The organism is Bacteroides sp. D20, from assembly GCF_003436255.1.
In the GTDB taxonomy this organism is placed as follows: Bacteria; Bacteroidota; Bacteroidia; order Bacteroidales; family Bacteroidaceae; genus Bacteroides; species Bacteroides uniformis.
Map to the genome: position 1 here is coordinate 1 of NZ_QSOO01000017.1, position 20,339 is coordinate 20,339.

The following is a 20,339-nucleotide window of genomic DNA, read 5'->3' on the forward strand; positions in this document are numbered from 1 at the left end:
TTTAAGGGGCAAGAGATACAACAGCATAAAGGTTATGCAATTCCCAAAGTTTTATTAAGTAAAAGATATAGAGCGCCAATTAATCCAAATATCGCTTTCTTTATTATATACTCTAAATTTCAAAGAGTCTCCAGTATATGAGACTTTAATTTGGAAATAATATCCCATTGCTTCAATTGATAGGAATAGGCCATTAATTCCTGAGCCGTCTTCGGTAGATATAGCATATCCGCAACTTGTTCCAACATTTTTCAAATCATTGCTTGATAAATATCCTACATTCCTCATCGTTTTCAATAATAACGTGGATAATAGTATAAGTCCGCTATTTCCTTCTGAATCCAAACACCGAATTTTCTGAGGATTCGTCATTTCCGTCATTTGGTCTTCCCTAATATCCTGCTTCTCTGCCATAATCTCACACATTTAATGGGCATAATTTCCACCTGGAAATATTACCCGATTTAACATTTTGTTTTTAGTCTCGTTTTGTAAATTATAAATCAAATTTTTCCATAATATCTGAAGAACTCAAAAAGAGTTCTCACATCAAGATAACTGTCTTGCTTTCATAAAAAACTCTCATACATCTTTCCATTTATATTAGTTTGTTAATTAACCGGGTTTTCGTAATCATGGTCACCCAAATCAGCATACGAATACGAAATGCCATTTTTATTGGTTGAAATCCAGACTCCTCCCAATGATATGAATTCATAAACACCAGGCTCTGTGATATGAGCTTTATTGCAATAATGGTATTGACCGTCAACCAACTCCATATCATTAAATCCGTCCGATGTCACAACTGACACATAGCCATATGTGCTCCCTGAAGAATTATTATATATGATCAAGGATATTTTCATACCCACACATTGGGCAGAGCTGGGAAGCATGTATTCACTTTGGCCTATTCTACTGGGACGCCCATTGCCAAAATCCGAACCAAAATTGGGGTTCAGGTAAAAGTAGCCTTCATTGGAACTAAACCCATGTATCTTTATGAATGCCGCTGTCGCTGTAATTTTTCCTTGAACATTGACTTCTCCAGTCTCACCATCAATGCTACAAGTGACATTTCCATTCTTATCCCTTGCCAATACGTTCTGTACCACCAAATCATCCACAAGGATTTCATCAGCACGTATTTTTCTCGCTAAAGCCATATCCATAGCTACAAACATAAACTGCTGTGCCGCCTCCCAATTCGCATCACCGTCTATCGAGGTGGGTGCGACAGTGACCGACGTACCGTAAGCCCGTACCCGAAACGGAATGGTGCGATTGTTGAATGTGGCCAGTACGATGTCATGGTAATCTTCATTCCAGACATATGTGTTGCCCTTGGCGAAAAAACCTCTCGGACGCGGCTCACTGGCATCCCGTCCGCTTGAACCGTCATAGCTGACACCCACGGACATCTCCGCAATGAAACTGTCATTCCATGCCGAAGCGTCCGCCTGGCTCTGGTAACAGCGGACTGAAAACGTTGAATACCCTGCAGAAGCGTTGACCGTAATCTCGGAAGCCCTCGAAGGCCCTGCGATGGCGCTCCATATCCCGTTGCTGTACCCCCGTGCGGTCAGATATCCGTCCGGATAAGTCAATGTGGCGCTACCAAGCGTCCGCTTGGCATAGACGCGGAAAGCTGAAGGAACAAGCGAACCGGCATTGCTCACCCGTATATTGCTGCATGTACTGATGAGATAGACCATGCCGCCGTCTGATGTCAGTTGTTCCCATTCGTCGGTGTTCACTTCTTCGGTAATAATATAACCGTAGGACTTGCCGCCGTTCTGGGTCTGAGTGATTCGCCTCCCGTCATGAGTTGTCTGAGTCCATAGAGGTGGATTCGAAGTGTCAACCTTTGAGAGCCAGGAGCGACTCCCCATCGTACAGATGGTGAGCTTTTTGTATGGAGTATTAGCCGTGCGCCACTCACCGCCAGCCTTGACGGATTCGCCGTCACCGCCAGGTTTTCCTGGATTACCGTCGTTGCCGTCCACAACCATGGGTATAGTTTCCCGGTCCACGACCTGCCCACCCACGTAGAACACGAACTGCAGCTGCGTCGTGAAGTTCTTCGGGGAAATGGCCGTGCCGTTCTGTATCTCGACCTCCGAACCACCGTCCTTACTGTATTTCAGCACACCGTCAGTCGTGATGGAAGTGGTACCGCCTACAGACTTGGTGCGTGTGCATGACACGCTTGCCACACTGTAGGTACCATCCTTCCGCTTGCTTACTGAAGATACGGAAGGCACCAGCCTATAGAGTATCGCATCACTGCCCGGATTACCGGCACGTACACCGGCAATGGTGAACACCAGCTCACGGCTTATATCCGTATCCTGTACCGTAGCCGTAACGGTTATCCTGACCTCTGAGCGTGCAGGCATCGAAATGCCGGAAGCCACGGTAAACGCTATCACACCCGTATTGACATTGTAGCTTTCCGTGACACCGGCAGGCGTCACGCATGAGATGGACTTGAGCTGTAGCTTCTTCGTACCATACCACATGCCGACGGTTGTATTGAGCACGGATTGCGAAACAGTCTTTCCCTCGTATGTCAACGCCACACTCTCCATCTCATTGTCGAAATCGGCTACAATGGCCGACTCACCGTCAAAGCCCCATTTGGCCCAGATGGCGGCCGGACTGAACGCGCTCCATACACCGTCCTTCTTAGTTCGGCAGCAAGCCCACTCGTATGGCAGGCTCTCGCTCACCCCAATCGGGTCATCATGCCAGCCGGACGGCACATAGTCATCCACCTGTGATGTGGCAGGGGTTGCCGGAGCGATATTTTCCGCAGTATGCTTAAAAATCCATTCATAATCCCTACCGTCACGCCCGTCCTGGCCGTTCTCCACCAGCAGCTCATACTCAGCGGTATTCAAGTCCCCGGTAATGGTATAACCGTAGGACTTGCCGCCGTTCTGGGTCTGCAGGATACGGCGCCCCTCATTGGTCGTCTGAGTCCACATCGGAGGATTGTCGGTACCATCAGGAGCGACACATAAAAACACACGTCCGGCCATCTTGGTAATACCCATGTAAGGTATATGCTTTCCGGTTTCCCATTCACCGCAATTGGTAATGCTTGTACCGTCTGCACCCTTGCTGCCAGTCACACAGATGGCGTTCGTTGTGGTACTTGTACCATCAGTAAAGGCTATCCTTGTCCGGGTCCAGATATACCAGCCGTTTTTCCACGCCGGAGAGTCTGTCTGCCACTCGCCTCCGGTTGTGGTGGCCGATGAAGAGGAAAGGTAGTATTCTTCGGTAATGGACTTGATGCCCTTGCCGTCGGCTCCCTGCCCACCACTGATACAAGCCGCTTGAGTGTACTTGACTTCGCCATCAGAATAGACAATCTTCGTCCGCGACCAGATATACTTGCCGGCTTCCCATTCAGGGGAGGTAGTCTGCCAACCGTCCACCGGGGCAATGACATTAGACACCGATATCGCGTATTCCACATCGGTAGACTTGATACCCTTGCCGCTTTCTCCCTTGGCCGCATATTTCAGCCAGTCGGCATTGCCGTCTGCCGGTTCTGTAGACGTGCCTTTCTCATTGACACATATCCATGAGCTGCCGTTATGCGTCACCTCATCATAATAGGCATACTTCTCACCCTTTTTCCACGTACCTTTAAATAGCGGTACCCGGAAAGCCTCGCCGGTGATGTCATCCACCTGGAATATCTTGCCGGACATGATGACGTGGCGAAAAACAGCCGAGTAGTTGTCGGCCGGAATGCCATGTACGGTACGGCCTTTCTTCTTGCCAATCCACGACATCTCTTGTGCCGGCTCGACATCCCATGTATTGGCGTGGTCAAAGAAAGTGATGCAGTTGTTGCCGCCCACCGTATCGATAAGGATGTACGTCTGTCTATCCTCATCCGTAAAGTTACCCGTCTGCGCCAATACCATCGCATCACCCGGCTTCCAGTCAGTACCCGGCTTGGGTGTCATGACGAATGTCTTGGCTGTATAGTCTGCGGAAGTCACCCGGAACTTCATCTCCTCGAAACCCTGCAGCTTGCCTTCGGCGTTCTTGGTGACGAAGTAAGTAGTCAGAATGTCATCGACAAACTGGCTCAGCCCGTCGGCATCCGTCAAATCGGGTGTAATCGTATAGCTGCCGTCACCGTTGTCCGTCCATTCCTTGACCGTACATCCACCTCCGGGAGAGGCACACATACGTCCTTTGAAATAGGTCACACGGTTATAGGCAATCTCCGGAACAAACAGACGTTTGCGGAATATGCCTTCCTCCATCTCGAGAATGCCATTCTTGTCGATGCACCCTCCGGAAATACCGGTGATGAACTCGCCGAACTTGACCCAATCTCCGAAGGTTATGGGGAAAGGAGTGCCGTCAGCTCGGTCTTTGTGAAGGAACATATCCTCCATTCCCTCAACAGAACCAGCTTTGTCCGCATAACCAGCTTTTATCTTTTGGCCATTTACCAGCAGATAACCTTCAATATATGAAAGCAATTCAAGCAAATCATAGTTACGGTGTTTATGACCGACACCGCCGCCAGAACCAAAGATGCGAGATAAAAAGTCTGCGAGGTAATACCCAATTGCAGCTACATTAGTAGTTGACCATTCCTCTGAATATGGATTTTGTATGGGAAATAAGGCCCCCTCGGAAAGTGGTAAGCGGGAAAATTCAGCAAGCCGAGGGGGCACCGTAAAAGAACCGACTTCGGGAACAGTGATGTTAAGAATATCTGCCGGAAGATCAGTTCTGGGAAGATTTAATAGAGGACGGGCATCCGCATACTTAAATGTGAATGTATAATTACTCGGTATGTCACGATCCGTAAAGCTGACATTACTTTCCATTACGACTATCTGCCGCAAATAATTACCTGCATACAGATATTTGTTCTGGGATGGGAAAAAATCAAGCAACCATTTGCGTTCATTATCATTTAAGTATCCGGTATTCTTTTGAAATTTCCTTTCGGTATCCACACGATACTCTTGGAAACATTCATCAGTTTCCGCTATATTATGAGTGTGCTCCCCATTAAGAGTAGTGACACCGTAAGCCCGAAAGGTATCTATGCCGCCCAACGAATTCTCGAACAGTACCCATTGTTCCTGCTCGGAGCGCATATCCTCAGCATAGTAACGCTGTATATATGTAAGACGCTGGCCGGAGGTATTCTCGACCCATACATCATAATATGCAGGTAATTTATGCCCCAGCCATCCCGCAACGACAGAGTATTGTAAAGGCATTGTATAAGCTATACCTGGCATCAACTCTGTAACAGTATAATCTGTCTGAGATTTAACAGTTCCAGACTCGTCCGTAAAGTAAGCGCGAAGTTTGACTGTACCGGCAACCACAGCATAGTAGGTTAGGAACTCCGGAGAATAATACGTAACCGGTTTAACATTCGGTTGCCAGGTAAGAAAATTCTGTGTCAGAAAATTTGTGGCTGAGTCTGCCAGGCGATCCACTCCACCACGCACTACCCGGAAATTGACGGTGTCCATGTCAATTAGAGCAGAAAAATCGGCAACAAGATCTGCCTGTGTATAAACAATGCCAACATCTGAAACAATAGTTTGCAGTGATTCATGCACCATCTGGCGTAGATCTATCTGCACTTGGCCGTTCTTATCCGTCTGGTAGCTTTGTGAAAGTAGCACTTCACCGTTTTTCTTCAGAGTGAAGGTTACGGTCTCAGCTGTAGACTGTACGATGATCGGTTTTAAGTTCATCGAGAGCGAAAGTACATCTGGTTGTTGCTGGATAGACATGCTTGATTTCTATTTTTGATTTTATACGCAAATTTATGCCACACATGACCGGTATGAAAGGACAATCAGCTTTCCTTACCTGCATGGCTTCAGGGCAAAGAACGCATGCCGGTAAAACCATTGGCCGCCGGTTCCGTCCACACGCCCCGAACGGTAGTAACTGTACCAAACTTCACGCTCGTACCATGTACCTCCTTGCACCACTTGTGAGGCCGTTGGTGCCGGAGGAAAAATGCTGGGACATTTCACGGTTGTCTGTGGAGTGAAACCGGCGGCTTTCCAATGCTCCTCATCCACCGGACTGGAAGTCCCAATCTGTTCCCAATAATATTCCGGACGATCCATATCTATTATTGGCGGCAGGCAAGCCGGACGTTGAAGATTGGTAGTAAGAAGGGTGCATTCAGCAGGACGGTTCCCACCTCCAAGAGTAAAACCGACCTTGTTTGGGAAGCACTTCACTCCTTCAAACAGTACGGGGCTATGTACACGGAGCGTACTCTTCAGGGTAGAGGGCAGAAGGAACTGGGCACTTACGTTATTCAACGAATGACGGAGCAGCAGGTCGAACTGCCGCCAAAAAACTTCGTATATTCCACCGGGTGCATTGTACAATAAAGAATAGGAATCCTTCACGGTGACAGTGCCGACAGACACGTCTTTCATTGGTCCCGTACCGGGCTGCACGAATGCCAGTACCGGCTTCTGGTCGTGCCGGTCAGTCTTGTTCCCTTCGGTAGCGCCTTCTCCGCTTTCCTCCTCTTCAATGGAACCGTTACTGATGACGATGGTACTGTTGAGTGCCCTTGCTTCTCCGGCATACAGAGCACTCCTTTCCAGGGTAAAGGCTGTATAGGCATTGCCATTACGGTCAGTGCCGTATTCGGTATGGAAGGTTGCCGTGGCAGGACAAGGCTGGCAATCAGGTACAGTAACCTCATATTCTTCCAGTCCGTCATCTGCAAAATAAGGGATATTCCCCTCGCTCAACAGTTCGGAATAATCTCCCACGGCATGTCCATCCCGATAGTAACAGCCGTTACTCGCATTACAATAGGCGGTGGGATACTTTTCCTTCAATTCCTTCAGACTGTCGAAAGAGTTACAGTCGGTCAGTGAAGTGGCTGAAGAGAGCTTCAGTTGGCGTCTTGTGGCATACTCGACAGACGGGTGTCCGTCCATAAAGAATGTAAGGTCAACCTGCGGCTTTTCATCCAGCAATTCATTGAAGAAACGGACAGCTACGGTCCGCGCGGCTTCATCGGGTATAAACTCACAACAGAACTTCTTGCGGAAAAGGTCTATAAGGTCCGAACAGAGGCAGTCGGGCACCAGGTGCGCCAGAAGAATATCCCCGTTGACCAGAGTGTCCATGGTGGTGTTGATGAATACCATCCCGTTGAATGGGGGAGTCTTATCAAAGAAACCCTCCAGCAGTTCATATCCGAAATATGCAAAAACACGGCGTAAAACGTATGTGCATCGGATAAAGGGAGTGATGTAGTATCCGGGGGTAAGACTGATGGTGCGCCCGTCCACCTGCTCTGTACGTGACCAGGCATTGTACAGTCCGGTCACGGTACGCCCATTGTTCAATGGCGTACCGTCAGCCTCCATTTCTGCCATCGCATTGAGTACCCGTCGTTCACCGTCCATCTCCACGATAGCGGGGAAAATGGAAAAGTTCGGGTCCGTGTTTGTCCGCAAGCTCCAGCACCAGGCAATACCCTGCTCGACAGTCTGTACTCCGGGGACTGTTTCCGAACCGAACACATCAGTTAAAGGGGTACGCTGGAGGCGGCTCAGGAAACTTCCCTCATTCATGTAGAAGGTGGTTGTGATACCTTCGTTCCGACGGGCTCCCAATACGGCCTGGCGGCAGGTGCAGAAGTATTCCCCGTCGGTAATGGTACATTCGATATCGGTAGACGGACGCTCAATGTTCGCCAGCTGTTCGGGATTCCCCGTCAGACGACGGTTCAGAGGTGTGTCCGGTAATGTGACCGGCAGTGTCTGCTCACCGTACTCATTGAAGAAGAGATTCGTCCGTTCCACTTCAAGGCATGTGTCGGGAGAAAGCTGGTAGGCCTCGCCGGTGGGGATATGTACTATTTTCATAATATGATACTATTTTTTTGCTATGTTACGCGAACGGTTCCGCAATTCCTGCTTGCGTTCAAGTTCTGAGAGAGTGACGGATGCAGGGATACCCTCTTCATCAATGCGGATGATTGCATTGGCCAGGCGTTCCATCAGTCTTGGGGGCAGTGAGTTCCCTGGTGCGTTTGGTGGTACCGGAGCCGTAGCCTTCGGGGTATCTATGGACCCGCCGGATGAATACCCGGCCATTCGTGCGCGGATTGCCTGGTTAAGGTCAAGCGTACGGATGGTACCGGCCTGCTGGGACTTATCCAGTATATCCAGGATTGGTGCAACAGTGGGATTGCTTACTGCAGCATTGCTGGCCACCCATTCTTTGGATTGCCCGAAAGGGCCTTCACCTACAATGACAGTAGGACGGTCTATGAATCCCCGTGCATCCGGGTCATAATCCGCATCAGGAAAGAGTTTCCCATCCTGGGCACGCCGGACATCAATCTTGCCTCCGGACTGACGGCCGGTGGCAATACGCGCACCGGTACCGGAACTGCTGGAATTACTGCCGGAAAGAGTCATATTTTTGATTTTATCCCGTTCAGCTTTGGCACTGGCCAATTGTGCGGCTCCGGTCACACCCATAAGGGCTGCTGCGATGGAACCCGCAATCGGTCCCAAATCAGCATATGCTTTCATGATTGATACAGCTGTATCTGCGATGATTTGTGATGCCTTGATTGCAAAATTCACGTCCGCATATTTTTTCTGTATATCAAGCTTTCTCTGGGCCTTTTCGTTTTCCAGACGTTCCACTTCTTCCGTATTACCTTGGGCTGCCTCAATTTCCGCATCATATTTTGCATCGACCTGGTCCATTTCCGCTTGCTGCAATGCTTGAATGGCCCCGGAAAACAGACTGGAATAATAGTCAAACTGCTTTTTATAACTGTCCCGTTTGAGGTTCTGGACGGCTTGCTCATATTGTTCTTCAGTCAGAAATTGCTGTTCACGTGCGAGCCTGAGCTGTTCCAGTTCCGCATTGAACCGTTCCTGCTGTGTAGACAAGCCATACTGGTCACGGATGGACTGGATGCGTTGTTGATGTCCGGATTCAAGTTGTTCCTTAGCTCTAAGGTAGGCACTGTCCAATTCTGTCGTATCAAGATTGTTTTTCTCAGCCATTTCCTTACGCGCCTGGTAGGATGCCTCAAGAACCTTGAGTTGCGCGGCATAGTCTTCATCAACTGTAGTAACCTTGAACTCTGATTTGAAGTCCTTGACAAGTGTATTCAGCTTTTCCTGCAGTGAAGCACGCTTGGCATTCGCCGCCTTCTCCGCATCAATGACACGTTGATTGGACTTCCGGACGAGATTTTCCTTGGTTTCTGCATTGGAAATGGCCATGGATATGGCGTCCTCATAATAAGACTGTTCTATGATGAGCCTATTTTCCGCATACGATTTTTCAAGTTCGAGTACCAGCATTTCATGTTGTTCCTTACTCATTTTTCCTGATGCCAGAAAAGCTGAAAGAGCGGCAAACGATTCATTATACCATTTCTGTTGGGATTGCAGTTCTTCCTCCCTTAATGCTTCAAGAGACTTGGCGGCTTCCTGCTCCGTAGAGACTTTTGCTTTCTGCTCTTTTTCTGCAGCCGACTTTGCTTCTTTGGCAGCCTTTTCAGCCTTCTTCCTGGTCGCGTCAGAGTCCTCTGCCGGGAAACGTTTGTTGTATATTTCCTGGGCTATTTCTACATACTCACCGGCTGCGTCCTTGTTGTTCTTTATCCAGGCTTGCAACTGAACCTTCTCCATCTTGTTGAAGTTCTGGCGTGCTTCTGCAAGCTTCTGCTGGTTCTTGACGGTTTCTTCAATAGTCTGGCCGTTCAGTTGTTTCAATTTCTCTTCGGCACCCAGAATGAGGTCACCATACTTTTTTATATCCTGCTCTATCTGTGGGAGAGCTTCAGTATTGATGTATGCTGTTGGTGCCGCAAACATGCCGTTGCTCTGGAAAACAGTCCTTCCACCTTGTTTCTGCTGTTCCAACAGATTCTTATATGCCTGGCGGTATTCTTCCAATTGCTCTGTTGTTTCCCGGATGGCTTTCTGATTCTCAAACTTTAGCAGCGCCCTTTGTTTCTTAAGGAATTCCTCCACCTTTTCGCCTGAAATTTCGATGGCATTCCCGTACTGGTCGAATGCTGTCGCTGCGCCAGGTACCATGTTCCTTATCTGGGCTATGACACTGGCCAACTCTTTCTGTTCCTCAGCGGAACGGGAGGACTTGCCGGTCAGTTCCTCGTATCGGTTCAACAGTCCCGGCAATGCGCTCTCAAGCTGCACCATCTTGTCGAAATGGTTCTCGTAAGTTTCCGTATAAGTGGCGAACATTTCCCCAAGTTTAGTGAAGAATCCATTGGCATACTTCAACATGGATTTCCAGAACGGCTCCAGCTTTTTCCCCACTTTATTGAAAAAGGCATCCATTGTGTCTCCAAGGTTGGACTGGATTCCTTCAAGTTCCTGCATCTGCACGGCCATGGAACCGGCAATGCCGTCGACACGACCGAGAGAAAGAAGATAATCCTTGATGGCATCCTCAGAATTGCGCACTTCGGTAGTCACTCCTCGGAAAGAGAACTTTGTAGTCTCCCCGGATTTGGAAGCCTTGATACCGAACTCCTTCAGACGTTCGTTCTCCCCGGCCATCGCATCAAGTATAGCCTCAATGAGCTGATCGACGGACTTTCCTTGGGAAGCGGCAAGGTCTCCCATGTTGACAAGCTCCTGGCTGGTAGGCTTGACTCCACGATTAATCAACTTGATATATGCTTCAGTCCATTCCTGCAAGGACGATGGGGTGTCTGCTGCCAATTGCTGAAGCATCTTCATGGCATCATTGGCCTTCTTCTGCGACTGGAAAGTATTCCGAAGGACCGCCTCGTATTTGGCGAATTCCTTGCGTGTCTCGTATGCCTGGTTATGGACATCCTTAAGCCATCCGACAACCTTAACGGCAATGAAAGCCTTGGCTGCCATTTTTAACTTGGACATCCAATTCACGCTGTTGCCGAACTCATTGTTCATGTTGTTACCTGCGCTGCGTAACTCGCTCATACGGGCACGGACTTCTCTGAGACGGGTATTGAGCTTGGCATATTCTTCCGGATTCGCAGATTCAGTCATATCATCCAAAGCAGCGGAAAGCTCCTTAGCTTCTTTCTTGAGCTGTCTCATGGTGAGATCGTTGACTTTCAAGTTACGGGTCAGCAGACTTATTTTCTCATTGTTTTTGGAAATTTTGGCAGTATAGTCTTTGCACTCTTTCGCAAGGTTCTGATAGTCTTTCGTGTTCTTTTTGCCTTGGGCTTCGAGCTCCACCATAGCCTTGCGGCGTTCGGCCTCTTCCTTTTTCAAAGCCTTGGTTTCCTTGGTCAGTGTATGCAGCTCTTCCTGAAGCTTGGAACTGTCACCTGAGATTATGAGTTTGATTTCGTCTTCGGATAAATGCTTTTTTGCCATAATGTTACCAATTTGAAGTATTTTCGTATTGAAGTGCCTGCTCCAGTTCCTTGCGAATATTGGTACGAACTTCTTCCGTGAAACCGTACTTTATTTCCGGGAATGTCTCATGATACAGCACTCCCCAGACCACCCGGTTATAAAGAGCAAGATTACGGTGAATATGACGGGAAATACGGTCACTGGCTCCACGGCGGTAATGGATGTCAAGGAAGCGGAGATATGGGAATATACGCAGATAATAGGCTTGTTTCGTGTCTGATTCCTGGGTAGTGAACGGACGTTTCTGCAGATGTGCCACCAGGTCACCGGACTGTGAGTTGAGATATCTACGCACAACTTTTTCTTGTGTCTCATAAATAAGGTTGATGCCTTGAGACATTATATCATGGACAAAACGTTCTCTGACAAGCTGGTCTGTAATCATATTCACTGTTATTTCCAGCGAAGATAGAATAGGGGAGGGGGTACGGAAAGGACATAAAACGAAGGGGTAACTATTCATCACGAACAATTACCCCCTATATGACAGTAGTATTTAGTTTTTCGCTTGGAGCATCCACCGGAAGTCCAGCCCTGATGAACCAGGACGGTTCTGGTATTTATAACCGGCATCAAGCATGGCTTGATGAACCTGCTCCTTACTAATTTGCGCTCCAGGATCAATACGGCGAATGGCGTCGTAGACTTCATCCGTAGTGAACCAGTGGGTGGCATGGCGTGCATCTGGAGCTGGTTTGAACGATGCGGACAAGGATGCTATATGGATACTGATATCGGTAATTTTCTGTTCTTGCTCTTTATTTTTCATTTTGTCCTCCTTTCTCATTAACATCAAGCGCATGCTGCAGGCAGGAAATGATTTCACGGGCATCCTCCGCAGAGATGTCACACATCACAAAGTTGCCATAATAAGCAAGGCAATATTTATACTCACTTGTTTCAGTTCCTGTGCAAAGACGTTTGGCTTGAACATAAATGTCTTTTTGTGTTATAGACTTGATACGGTTCATTTGGCACCTCCTTTCTGGCACTTCTTTGCCTTATAAACGCACAATGCAGTGACCACAACCAATGGTGGGAACACCATCCCGGCACATGCCCATAGGATGGCGCGGAAGTACCAGTGGTCTGCTTCGGTCTTGACTTCGCAGTCGGGAGCCAAAGCACGGTAGTAACGGCGCTGGAGGTTATTGACTTGCTCGGTAAGAGCGTTAACGGATTCGCCCACGGCAGGGACACCGGAGGTAGGCACGTTGAGAGTGCCGGAAATTTGATTTTTCATATACGAATCGTTTTGTTTGGCATTAATGGCAAGTTCTCGAATACACGAACGGCTGTCATTTTCCCGTTAAAGTCGCCAAACAAAACGATTCGTATTCCCGAAGGGTCCGAAAATGGAAAAGACAGCCGTAAGTTTCGTATATGAATTTGCTAAATACTTAATGTTTAAGCAAATCGATGGACATAAAAAAAGCCCAATTTCGTATTGAGCGTCTACCGGACGCAACGGGATAGATGATACTATCGTTTTATTTGGCACTGCAAATATGGGATTTTTTTTTGAAACAAAAAAGAGAGCTGACGAAATATTGCAATATTTCGTCAGCTCTTAAATATATAAATACTTGTATTACCCTATATAAGTAACTTACCAATTATCATCTTCGCTTTGAATAGTGGCTCCTTCTTTTATAACCTTTTCAACATTAACAAAAATATCAGAACTGATTTTAGCCGCTTGTTCTTTCAGCATTAACCATACTTTATTGTGATACTTCTTTTGCATACCTTTATCAGTATATTTATCTGCCTTAGTAAGAACTCCTAATTGTGCTTTTTTCTGATTTCCTGGTTTGTTATGATGAAAAAAATGAGAAACTTCTACTCTTACCCGTCCATCACGTGCTTGCAACTTTAAATTATAGTCTAACCATCCTTCATACGCAGAAAGCATCATACTGGGAGAATCGAATACAGATGTAGCTTTCCCTATAAGAATTCCTGCGTCTTTATCATCCATTTGAATAACATTTTGGGAATTAGCATAATAAATAGCCATAAAACTACGTAGTGCAGCGTATAGGCTATTTTTGTCTGCATTATTTTCGGATTGAATCACTTTGAAAAATTTTAGTTCTTCGTAATTGTTCTCTTGTGCATGAGTGAATAAGGTCAAGCTCATCAGCACAAATAATAAAAGTGCCTTTTTCATACAGTATGAATATTAAGTTATAAGTGCAAATATACCCCATTTCTGCACATGTCAAAATTCTCATGTGCAGAAAATGTATTTTTGTTCAATGAAAAAGGCCTCCATTAACAGGAAGCCTTTATTTATGATAGGAAATTCCAACTCAAATATTGTCTAATATAAAATCTGCCGGAATACCGAAATTGTCCCGTAACCGTTTTACAATATTGAGATTAAGAGGACGACGACCATTGAGTATATCGCTGACCCTTGACTCTGAGATACCGAGACGCCTGGCTGTCTCTTTCTGCTTTATATTCTCTGTCTCCATTTTTTTACGGATGGCATCAGTAATCAAGGTTGATACCCTCCCAGGCAGAGGATGATATGCAGCTTCCCATTCACTGATAGCTTGAGAAAGCACGATATATCTTTCCTTTTCTTCTTCACTCAGCAATTCCATATCTCCCAAGTCTGTACCTTTAACAGTGATGGCTTCCATTTCCGCTTGATAAGCACGGAATTCTTTATCAGTCTTTATTTTCATAACACGTACCTCCTATATAGTTTTTATTTTTTTCTCATCAATAGAATCATAATCAGCGTGAGTGCCGACAAAACGGATGTCAACATTACCGGCAAAAAATACGACTAAAACGATGAGACGATATTTGTTGCCTCTGATATTGAATACATAACGGTTATTTCCTACATAATCTGCAGACAAATAGTCGTTTTTCAAATCATTATGGTTTTTCCAGGATGCCTTTGTTACTTCGTCCACCCATTTTTCCAAGGCAGATTGCGCATCGTTATGCTTTCTACAGAACTTTTCTAATTTTTCAGAACCCGTTATATTCATGTTTCTTTTATTTGTTACAAAGGTACATATAAATTCCCAAACAGAGAAGTTTTTTCTTTAAAATCTTCCCTTTTTGGGAATTATTTAACATTATGGTTACTGCTTATATACCCGTTGGAAAGCAAATCCTCAAAAAAATGCTCCGGGGTATCAGCTCGGACTACATGCCCCGTCTGGTCATGGAAACGGTCGGCGAAATGGTACATATATTCCTGGTCGGTACATTCACTGTCGAAACGGCTGCTTTCACGGAGTTTGGTTACAAAGTCTGCAGGGCAGGAGGCGGCAATTATACCGCCATCCTGCAAAGTGTAAGTTGTCATCATATTATGCTAATTTTTTGGTTCTCAATTTGAAAAATACTTTTTGGTCGGCTGTCAGAAAGGGGATATTTGAAAGCGGGCATCCCGAATTCACCATGCCGTATTTTGCAAAGGTAATCATGTTGGCGGCAAACCGTATCCAATTTTCCATCTTTGTGAAATTGGTGGTACCCGAATGCTGGCGAAATTCAACTGTGCGGTGGCGTGCGTAAGCCTCAAGGTTCAATTTGTGGTAGCGGTCGTTTCCAAAGGCTGAACGTAGCTGCATGATGTTCTCTGCCTCCGTTATACTGCGTTCTGAAATTCCGGTAAGGCATTTGCAATATCTGTTGTTCCGGCGGGTACCCGGCATAAAGGAGTCGATTACCGGTTCGAGGCGGCGGTAAGTTATTGCAAGGTTGCGCCAGGTTTCAATGGTAAAGTCTGCAGCGTCCATGTGTATATGAAGGCCGCAGCTGTCGTTCACCTTCACATTGCAATAATCGAGCACCCAGCATACCTTCTGAAGTTCCTGCAATCCGGCTTCCCCTTCAAGTATCGGGCTTACCAGCTCGAAAGTATCGTTCCCTCTAAGACTTCTGTCTGTAACCAGCTTCCAATGGTCGCGGGTGTTATGGTTGTAACCTTCCACTGCAACTGCAATTCCGGCCTCACGAAGTTCACGGGCAAGAACTCCCTTTTCGCAGTTATATGCCTCTATCTCGATGCCGAAACGTCTGTTGAAAGTATAGTCCAATTCGGGGCAGGCTGCGATGGCCGGTTGCTGGCCGAATCTTCCGGCTTCCAGCATTTTCTTATATACGTTCTGCACGAAACCGTAATTTCCGTTTGTTACCAAATCGGCTACCTGGCGGCGGGTCAGACCTAAAAGAAGGAGCTGCTGTATCTTTGCCGTCTTTGTTATGCTCTGGTTAAGAATGTTTGTAACTTGTTCGTTCATAATGTTTTATCCTTTATTTTTCGTACAGCTAAGGTAACACTATTAACGCGCATAACGTAGTAATATCTTGTTTATTATCAGTGTATTAGCTTTGTTTAGCTTGAGTAAAAGAATGATTATTTCTCGTGGTAGGGATGACGGAAAAGAGTAATCATGAGTAGCTCCTGGTCGCGAACTTCGACAGCCCACGACCAGGATGGAAATAAACAACATGAACAAAAAGTTTCTGAATTATTTAATGATTGGCACAACAGTATCAGCTACTCATTAAGGGAAGGTTTAGCATTGAACAAGTCGGTCGCGGCAGAACTGAACATGAGTGTCCAACCTATGGATTTGAATTCGGATGAGACAAAAGGGATAATGTCATGATTCTCCGATATCTTATCAAGCCATGGCAAATCCTCAGACCGTGAATCAAAAATAAGCCTTTTTCTGAGTTCCGCAAGGAGAGACAATGTTATTTCAGAAGCAATGGCCGTCTCAACCATGTCTGCGGAATCCGAAACTTTCATGGCTATGGTGGCGGCAAGTTTCTGGCTGTCAAGAATGGAGTTGTGTGTGTCACGGCTTGATGTGAATTCTCCGAAATCCACGAACAGATAGTTGCCGGTAATATTATCGACGCGCTTCTTTACGTAATCGTATGACTGCCCGAAAACAAGATTCTCAAGTTCGGGCATTATCGGTTCCGGGAGTTTCTTGACATACCCAAGCAGTTCCGCATATTGGATAAAGTCACTTGAGCCGTTGGCGAACATGGAGACAACCCCTTCCTTTTTGGGAAAACGGGCAAAATATCTGAGCAAATCAAGTATCATAGGATTTCATTTATTATGTGAATTGGAAGTCTGGTTTCTCTCGCAATATCCGCTTTATCCATTTTGGCCGCATGCAGGCTGCGCACCGTGTCAATAATTTTTTTCCGGAGGATGGTCAAATACTGGATGACATTCATGTGTTCGATGGTTTCAATATCCCCAAACCCGTCTGAACTCAAGTTGTACAGAGACTCAAGTGCACCCGTGGAAATGGCAGAAACTTTGGTCTCCTCAAGTTCTGTAAGCAACTTGAACTCAGTTTTGGTAAACAGATAATTGATGAAGGCCTGAAAATTGAAGGCTATGGGAATAAGCTCATCCATCGGCAGCCCAGTGAACTTCTGTGCCAACTTATGCGCTCCGGCAGATGAATACCGGTCCGGATAGTAAAGGATAGCGGCCAATAACGGAAGCTGCTCTTTCGGACATCCAAGGAGACCACGTGCCTCAATGAACTGGAGTGCCGTAAGCGAGCAAGTAAGACGGTTGAACATGGTTTCTATATTATAGGCAAAAAAAGTTTCATCCTCAAGATGTATCGCCGGAACCAGTTGTTTGCAGAAACATGAGTCGACTGCATATTTGTAGTCCAGTCTGTCCAGATACCTGGATATGGTTATTCCATGCAACCGGTGTGGTGGTATCTTCTTACAGAGTCTGTATGTTTCAGAATCCAGTTCCTGGAGTGCTGCATCATTATCCGGATAGACAATCGTGAACGGAAATGTCACCTGCTCTGCAAGCCAGGCCACATTTGCCCATCCATCCGTGTTCCTTATTTTTTGAAGACTCCATCCCATAATCCGGCAAACATAATTCACACGAACCATGCCGACGGATATTTTTCCCTCCGCAAAACTTTGTATATCACGCATGAGCGCTTGGAAGTGATAAGGAGTTAATCCATCCCAGGAATTGGGGATGCTGTATTGCATTCCTTTTGCTATAAAATCTATTGTCAACATGGCATCAGCATTATTATGTCGTCCGGACGGTTAAAGGATGTGTTCGTATCTACAGAGCCGGAACTGTCCGTTGACAAAAGCAGATCTATATTGGCCAGTTCCCGCTTCACCTCTTCAAGCAGAGCGTCTGACAGAGCAAGTAAACGTTCTTGCTCTTGAGTACCATATCGCATAACTTTTGAGTCTTCAAATAAATTGCGAATCGTACTTGGAAAATCGAGAATATCAAAACGCCGCAGGGCAATGGCTATGGTTTGTTTGGCGAGGCACCGTTTGAGCAGACGCAGTACCTCTTCCTTTTTCTCTGCCCGCTCAAAATAGGCCGATATCCCGTCATCCAGCGCTTCGCTCTGGATTGGTATGGTCCGGAAAAAGAACAGATAGGACATGTCTATCGTATACAGCATGTCGAACTCCTCCGTACTCTTTATTTTAAGAACATCAAGCATCTTCTTGTATCTCGTTTCCTTCCAGGAAGGTACAGTTTGACTGTTGTCAAGCAACTGGATGACAGTATCCATGGCATTATAATAGTTCTCGATATACGACCTGCGCATGCTTTCCTGCTCATGCTTGTATATATCGACATCATCCTTACGCTTGGATACAACATCAAAAATGAGCTGTTTGGCCATGGTAAGATTGGCCATCGCAAGACGCAGGGCCTCCTTCAGTTCGCCCTCGTCTGCCGTCAGATCGGTGTAGACATCTTTGGTAAGGATGATAACCATCTGCTTTTTTGCAGAAATGGCAGACGAATTGAGCTGGTCGAAAGTGACATTGCTCTCTGCATAGGGAGCATACTTCCGGAATTCCGAAATGGTGGTAAACAGTTCTTCCAATATTCTCATGACTGTTGCTGATTTAGTCTGTTTTGAGGTGAAACATCTTCCTGGCGTGCCGGGACTTCGCGATAGAATCCAAGACGGTACCCCTGGCTGTACAAATGGGGAAAGTTTATCTGTACGGCCATATTGAACGGTTCGGAGCAGATTTCGTCTTCCGATGTCAGTGACATTATGTATATCAGATAGTTGTAATACGCATCGGCTCCTGATTTGGATATGACCCCGTCCTTGCTGACACTGGATATGGAGGAGTCAAGTCCCACGCTTGACAGCAGCACCTCATCGGCACGTTTGTCATAGGATATCAAGGCATCGATATATTCCTTGTATTTCAAATCAACCGTCTCTATCTTCCAGCGTTCCTCTTCGCCCTGGCTGTTCTTGAAGCTGATTGTCGCATATGCCTTACCCTGGTTGTCTGCACCGGACAGATAGCGGGAGATCTTGCGCAGTTCAGACTGCAGATACTTTATCAGGGTGGATTCCTTGAATTCCGAACCAATCACGATGCCATTGTACATCAGTTCTTCCTCATTGTTCTTCTTGCGCCGTTTATTCTCGTCGCAGAGTTTGGTTATCTGGATCCTCTTGGACTCAAGCCAGGCATTGGGGATGACAATGTGTATCTTGGCGGCAAGCGAATTACGTAAAAAGGAGTTGATATAATCAGCCGTATCGTTGGAACCCTTGATGTAGGACCTGGTACCGGCATGGGTTTCGTTCACACCGTAGAACTCATCCACGGATTTTTCCCGGTGATGGGAAATGGCCGCGAATCTGTAATTGGCAAGCTCCGAAAAAGAAAACTTCGGATAGATGCGGAAAGTGGAGGTGCCATACCCCCAACGCCCTACGGCAATGTAGCGGAAATCCCGGTAGTAGACAACATCTGTCGCCACATCCTTCTTGGTGGTGGCCAGCCGGCAATGTCTGTTCTCCATGGATTCAAGGCCGGCAACGGGCATCGTCCCTCTTGCTTTTCCCTTTGTGAAGCGCCACTTTACGAAACAGTCCCTGAAATAGTAGTAGTTCTTGATGATTGATTTGGCCACTTCCTTATAACCCGATTCAAGACCGCGCTGTTCCCAACTGTTGAGCCAGTCCATGATTTCCGGACAGTCAACCCACTGTTTCTGAAGTTTCCCGTCCACGATTGCCGGCTTGTACACGGCAAGCCCATGACCATACAGCATGCTGACCTGCTTGGCAATCAGTCTCGGCAGAAGCCGGTTCTTCTTTATGTCGGACGCGACTTCCTCGCATTTCATGTTGTTGAAGCCACGGCTGCACACCTGGAATCCCTGGATGCTCTGCCACTGTGTATCCGGAAGACTTCCTCCACTCAGGGGGAACATCGGGTCCGGTTCCAGGACTGAAGCCATTGGCCTGTCTCCAATCTGGAAGGATATTACATTGTCATCGTCAAGATAGCAACCGAAGTTGCCTACCATTTTGAGATTGCCTTTACTCATAACCAATCTATTTTATGAAGTTTGAAACCATCTTGAGGAAAGCCCATGTACCTGATGAGAATACGGTAGCACATCTTGGGTTCCCCGTCTGCGTCTGTAAACAGAAAGAAGTTATCACTATCTATACTGAATCTTTCTTCAGGCAGTTGAGTACGCCATCTGCATCCTTCTTTAACTGTCAATGTGGCTGATGCCTCCCCCTTATGCCTGGAACACGGGAAGAAGGCAATGGTAAAGCAGCCGTCAGGCAGTTTTGATATCTCCTTGGCCCATTGCATCGCTTGAATACCGGTCATTGTCATTTCCATGCCCGAAAGTAGCAGGTTTCTACTGCGGGAAAAAGGACGGGAAGCACCCTCCGTCATATTTCCGAGGAACCTCGAAGAATGCCTTGCAACTCCAAAACTCAGCGGTGCGTGCTGAACAGCGCCTCACGAAGAAAACGCTTTCCTTTTTTAAAAACATAAAAGTCTGGTTTCTAAATGAAAGGC

The 20,339-nt window shown here is 46.6% G+C and carries 18 protein-coding genes; all 18 read right to left on the reverse strand.

The features are described 5' to 3' along the window. Positions 1–54: 54 nt before the first annotated feature. The 18 genes from DXD78_RS16080 to DXD78_RS16165 all read right to left on the reverse strand — a co-directional run bounded on the left by DXD78_RS16080 (position 55) and on the right by DXD78_RS16165 (position 20,156). Positions 55–414 carry a hypothetical protein gene (locus DXD78_RS16080; RefSeq protein WP_118358110.1) on the reverse strand — a complete coding sequence of 120 codons (360 nt, stop codon included), beginning with the start codon at positions 412–414 and terminating at the stop codon, positions 55–57. 197 nt (positions 415–611) lie between these two features. After that, on the reverse strand, positions 612–5,762 hold the full coding sequence (locus tag DXD78_RS16085) for a hypothetical protein (RefSeq protein WP_233534023.1): 5,151 nt from the start codon (positions 5,760–5,762) through the stop codon (positions 612–614). A gap of 114 nt (positions 5,763–5,876) precedes the next feature. Next, positions 5,877–7,919: a hypothetical protein gene (locus DXD78_RS16090; RefSeq protein ID WP_117652821.1), complete on the reverse strand. Its 2,043-nt coding sequence runs from the start codon at positions 7,917–7,919 to the stop codon at positions 5,877–5,879. 9 nt (positions 7,920–7,928) lie between these two features. Beyond that, positions 7,929–11,423, reverse strand: coding sequence for a hypothetical protein (locus DXD78_RS16095; protein ID WP_117652822.1), 3,495 nt, complete (start codon positions 11,421–11,423; stop codon positions 7,929–7,931). A gap of 4 nt (positions 11,424–11,427) precedes the next feature. After that, complete coding sequence (locus DXD78_RS16100; RefSeq protein WP_117652823.1) at positions 11,428–11,850, reverse strand: hypothetical protein; 423 nt, start codon at positions 11,848–11,850, stop codon at positions 11,428–11,430. A gap of 111 nt (positions 11,851–11,961) precedes the next feature. Beyond that, positions 11,962–12,234 (reverse strand): 5-formyltetrahydrofolate cyclo-ligase, encoded by a 273-nt coding sequence (locus DXD78_RS16105; RefSeq protein ID WP_117652824.1) that lies wholly within the window; start codon positions 12,232–12,234, stop codon positions 11,962–11,964. After that, positions 12,224–12,436 (reverse strand): hypothetical protein, encoded by a 213-nt coding sequence (locus DXD78_RS16110; RefSeq protein WP_117652825.1) that lies wholly within the window; start codon positions 12,434–12,436, stop codon positions 12,224–12,226. Before DXD78_RS16110 ends, DXD78_RS16105 begins: the two co-directional genes overlap by 11 nt. Next, positions 12,433–12,708: a hypothetical protein gene (locus tag DXD78_RS16115; protein WP_117652826.1), complete on the reverse strand. Its 276-nt coding sequence runs from the start codon at positions 12,706–12,708 to the stop codon at positions 12,433–12,435. Before DXD78_RS16115 ends, DXD78_RS16110 begins: the two co-directional genes overlap by 4 nt. A 366-nt stretch (positions 12,709–13,074) precedes the next feature. Continuing rightward, complete coding sequence (locus DXD78_RS16120) at positions 13,075–13,638, reverse strand: DUF4468 domain-containing protein (RefSeq protein WP_117652827.1); 564 nt, start codon at positions 13,636–13,638, stop codon at positions 13,075–13,077. Positions 13,639–13,780: 142 nt separating this feature from the next. Beyond that, entirely contained in the window at positions 13,781–14,164 is a 384-nt protein-coding gene (locus DXD78_RS16125) for a type II toxin-antitoxin system HigA family antitoxin (RefSeq protein ID WP_117652828.1), read from the reverse strand. A gap of 12 nt (positions 14,165–14,176) precedes the next feature. Further along, entirely contained in the window at positions 14,177–14,479 is a 303-nt protein-coding gene (locus DXD78_RS16130) for a type II toxin-antitoxin system HigB family toxin (RefSeq protein WP_117652829.1), read from the reverse strand. Positions 14,480–14,559: 80 nt separating this feature from the next. Next, complete coding sequence (locus DXD78_RS16135; protein ID WP_117652830.1) at positions 14,560–14,805, reverse strand: hypothetical protein; 246 nt, start codon at positions 14,803–14,805, stop codon at positions 14,560–14,562. Position 14,806: 1 nt separating this feature from the next. Next, complete coding sequence (locus DXD78_RS16140) at positions 14,807–15,742, reverse strand: amidoligase family protein (RefSeq protein WP_117652831.1); 936 nt, start codon at positions 15,740–15,742, stop codon at positions 14,807–14,809. Between the two features lie 260 nt (positions 15,743–16,002). Beyond that, a complete protein-coding gene (locus tag DXD78_RS16145; protein WP_117652832.1) occupies positions 16,003–16,563 on the reverse strand; it encodes a hypothetical protein in 561 nt (186 codons plus the stop codon). After that, positions 16,560–17,528 carry a hypothetical protein gene (locus DXD78_RS16150; RefSeq protein WP_117652833.1) on the reverse strand — a complete coding sequence of 323 codons (969 nt, stop codon included), beginning with the start codon at positions 17,526–17,528 and terminating at the stop codon, positions 16,560–16,562. The genes DXD78_RS16145 and DXD78_RS16150 overlap by 4 nt, the downstream gene beginning before the upstream one ends. Then, on the reverse strand, positions 17,522–18,379 hold the full coding sequence (locus DXD78_RS16155) for a hypothetical protein (protein ID WP_117652834.1): 858 nt from the start codon (positions 18,377–18,379) through the stop codon (positions 17,522–17,524). The genes DXD78_RS16150 and DXD78_RS16155 overlap by 7 nt, the downstream gene beginning before the upstream one ends. After that, entirely contained in the window at positions 18,376–19,848 is a 1,473-nt protein-coding gene (locus DXD78_RS16160) for a hypothetical protein (RefSeq protein WP_117652835.1), read from the reverse strand. Before DXD78_RS16160 ends, DXD78_RS16155 begins: the two co-directional genes overlap by 4 nt. After that, the gene (locus tag DXD78_RS16165; protein ID WP_044467557.1) at positions 19,845–20,156 is read right to left on the reverse strand and encodes a hypothetical protein; all 312 of its coding nucleotides are present in this window, start codon (positions 20,154–20,156) and stop codon (positions 19,845–19,847) included. Before DXD78_RS16165 ends, DXD78_RS16160 begins: the two co-directional genes overlap by 4 nt. Between the last annotated feature and the right edge of the window lie 183 nt (positions 20,157–20,339).

What these genes read in the sequence shown, in the direction of transcription:
- DXD78_RS16080 (WP_118358110.1), bottom strand. Translation starts at nt 414, where the DNA reads ATGGCAGAGAAGCAGGATATTAGGGAAGACCAAATGACGGAAATGACG.
- DXD78_RS16085 (WP_233534023.1), bottom strand. Translation starts at nt 5,762, where the DNA reads ATGAACTTAAAACCGATCATCGTACAGTCTACAGCTGAGACCGTAACC.
- DXD78_RS16090 (WP_117652821.1), bottom strand. Translation starts at nt 7,919, where the DNA reads ATGAAAATAGTACATATCCCCACCGGCGAGGCCTACCAGCTTTCTCCC.
- DXD78_RS16095 (WP_117652822.1), bottom strand. Translation starts at nt 11,423, where the DNA reads ATGGCAAAAAAGCATTTATCCGAAGACGAAATCAAACTCATAATCTCA.
- DXD78_RS16100 (WP_117652823.1), bottom strand. Translation starts at nt 11,850, where the DNA reads ATGATTACAGACCAGCTTGTCAGAGAACGTTTTGTCCATGATATAATG.
- DXD78_RS16105 (WP_117652824.1), bottom strand. Translation starts at nt 12,234, where the DNA reads ATGAAAAATAAAGAGCAAGAACAGAAAATTACCGATATCAGTATCCAT.
- DXD78_RS16110 (WP_117652825.1), bottom strand. Translation starts at nt 12,436, where the DNA reads ATGAACCGTATCAAGTCTATAACACAAAAAGACATTTATGTTCAAGCC.
- DXD78_RS16115 (WP_117652826.1), bottom strand. Translation starts at nt 12,708, where the DNA reads ATGAAAAATCAAATTTCCGGCACTCTCAACGTGCCTACCTCCGGTGTC.
- DXD78_RS16120 (WP_117652827.1), bottom strand. Translation starts at nt 13,638, where the DNA reads ATGAAAAAGGCACTTTTATTATTTGTGCTGATGAGCTTGACCTTATTC.
- DXD78_RS16125 (WP_117652828.1), bottom strand. Translation starts at nt 14,164, where the DNA reads ATGAAAATAAAGACTGATAAAGAATTCCGTGCTTATCAAGCGGAAATG.
- DXD78_RS16130 (WP_117652829.1), bottom strand. Translation starts at nt 14,479, where the DNA reads ATGAATATAACGGGTTCTGAAAAATTAGAAAAGTTCTGTAGAAAGCAT.
- DXD78_RS16135 (WP_117652830.1), bottom strand. Translation starts at nt 14,805, where the DNA reads ATGATGACAACTTACACTTTGCAGGATGGCGGTATAATTGCCGCCTCC.
- DXD78_RS16140 (WP_117652831.1), bottom strand. Translation starts at nt 15,742, where the DNA reads ATGAACGAACAAGTTACAAACATTCTTAACCAGAGCATAACAAAGACG.
- DXD78_RS16145 (WP_117652832.1), bottom strand. Translation starts at nt 16,563, where the DNA reads ATGATACTTGATTTGCTCAGATATTTTGCCCGTTTTCCCAAAAAGGAA.
- DXD78_RS16150 (WP_117652833.1), bottom strand. Translation starts at nt 17,528, where the DNA reads ATGTTGACAATAGATTTTATAGCAAAAGGAATGCAATACAGCATCCCC.
- DXD78_RS16155 (WP_117652834.1), bottom strand. Translation starts at nt 18,379, where the DNA reads ATGAGAATATTGGAAGAACTGTTTACCACCATTTCGGAATTCCGGAAG.
- DXD78_RS16160 (WP_117652835.1), bottom strand. Translation starts at nt 19,848, where the DNA reads ATGAGTAAAGGCAATCTCAAAATGGTAGGCAACTTCGGTTGCTATCTT.
- DXD78_RS16165 (WP_044467557.1), bottom strand. Translation starts at nt 20,156, where the DNA reads ATGGAAATGACAATGACCGGTATTCAAGCGATGCAATGGGCCAAGGAG.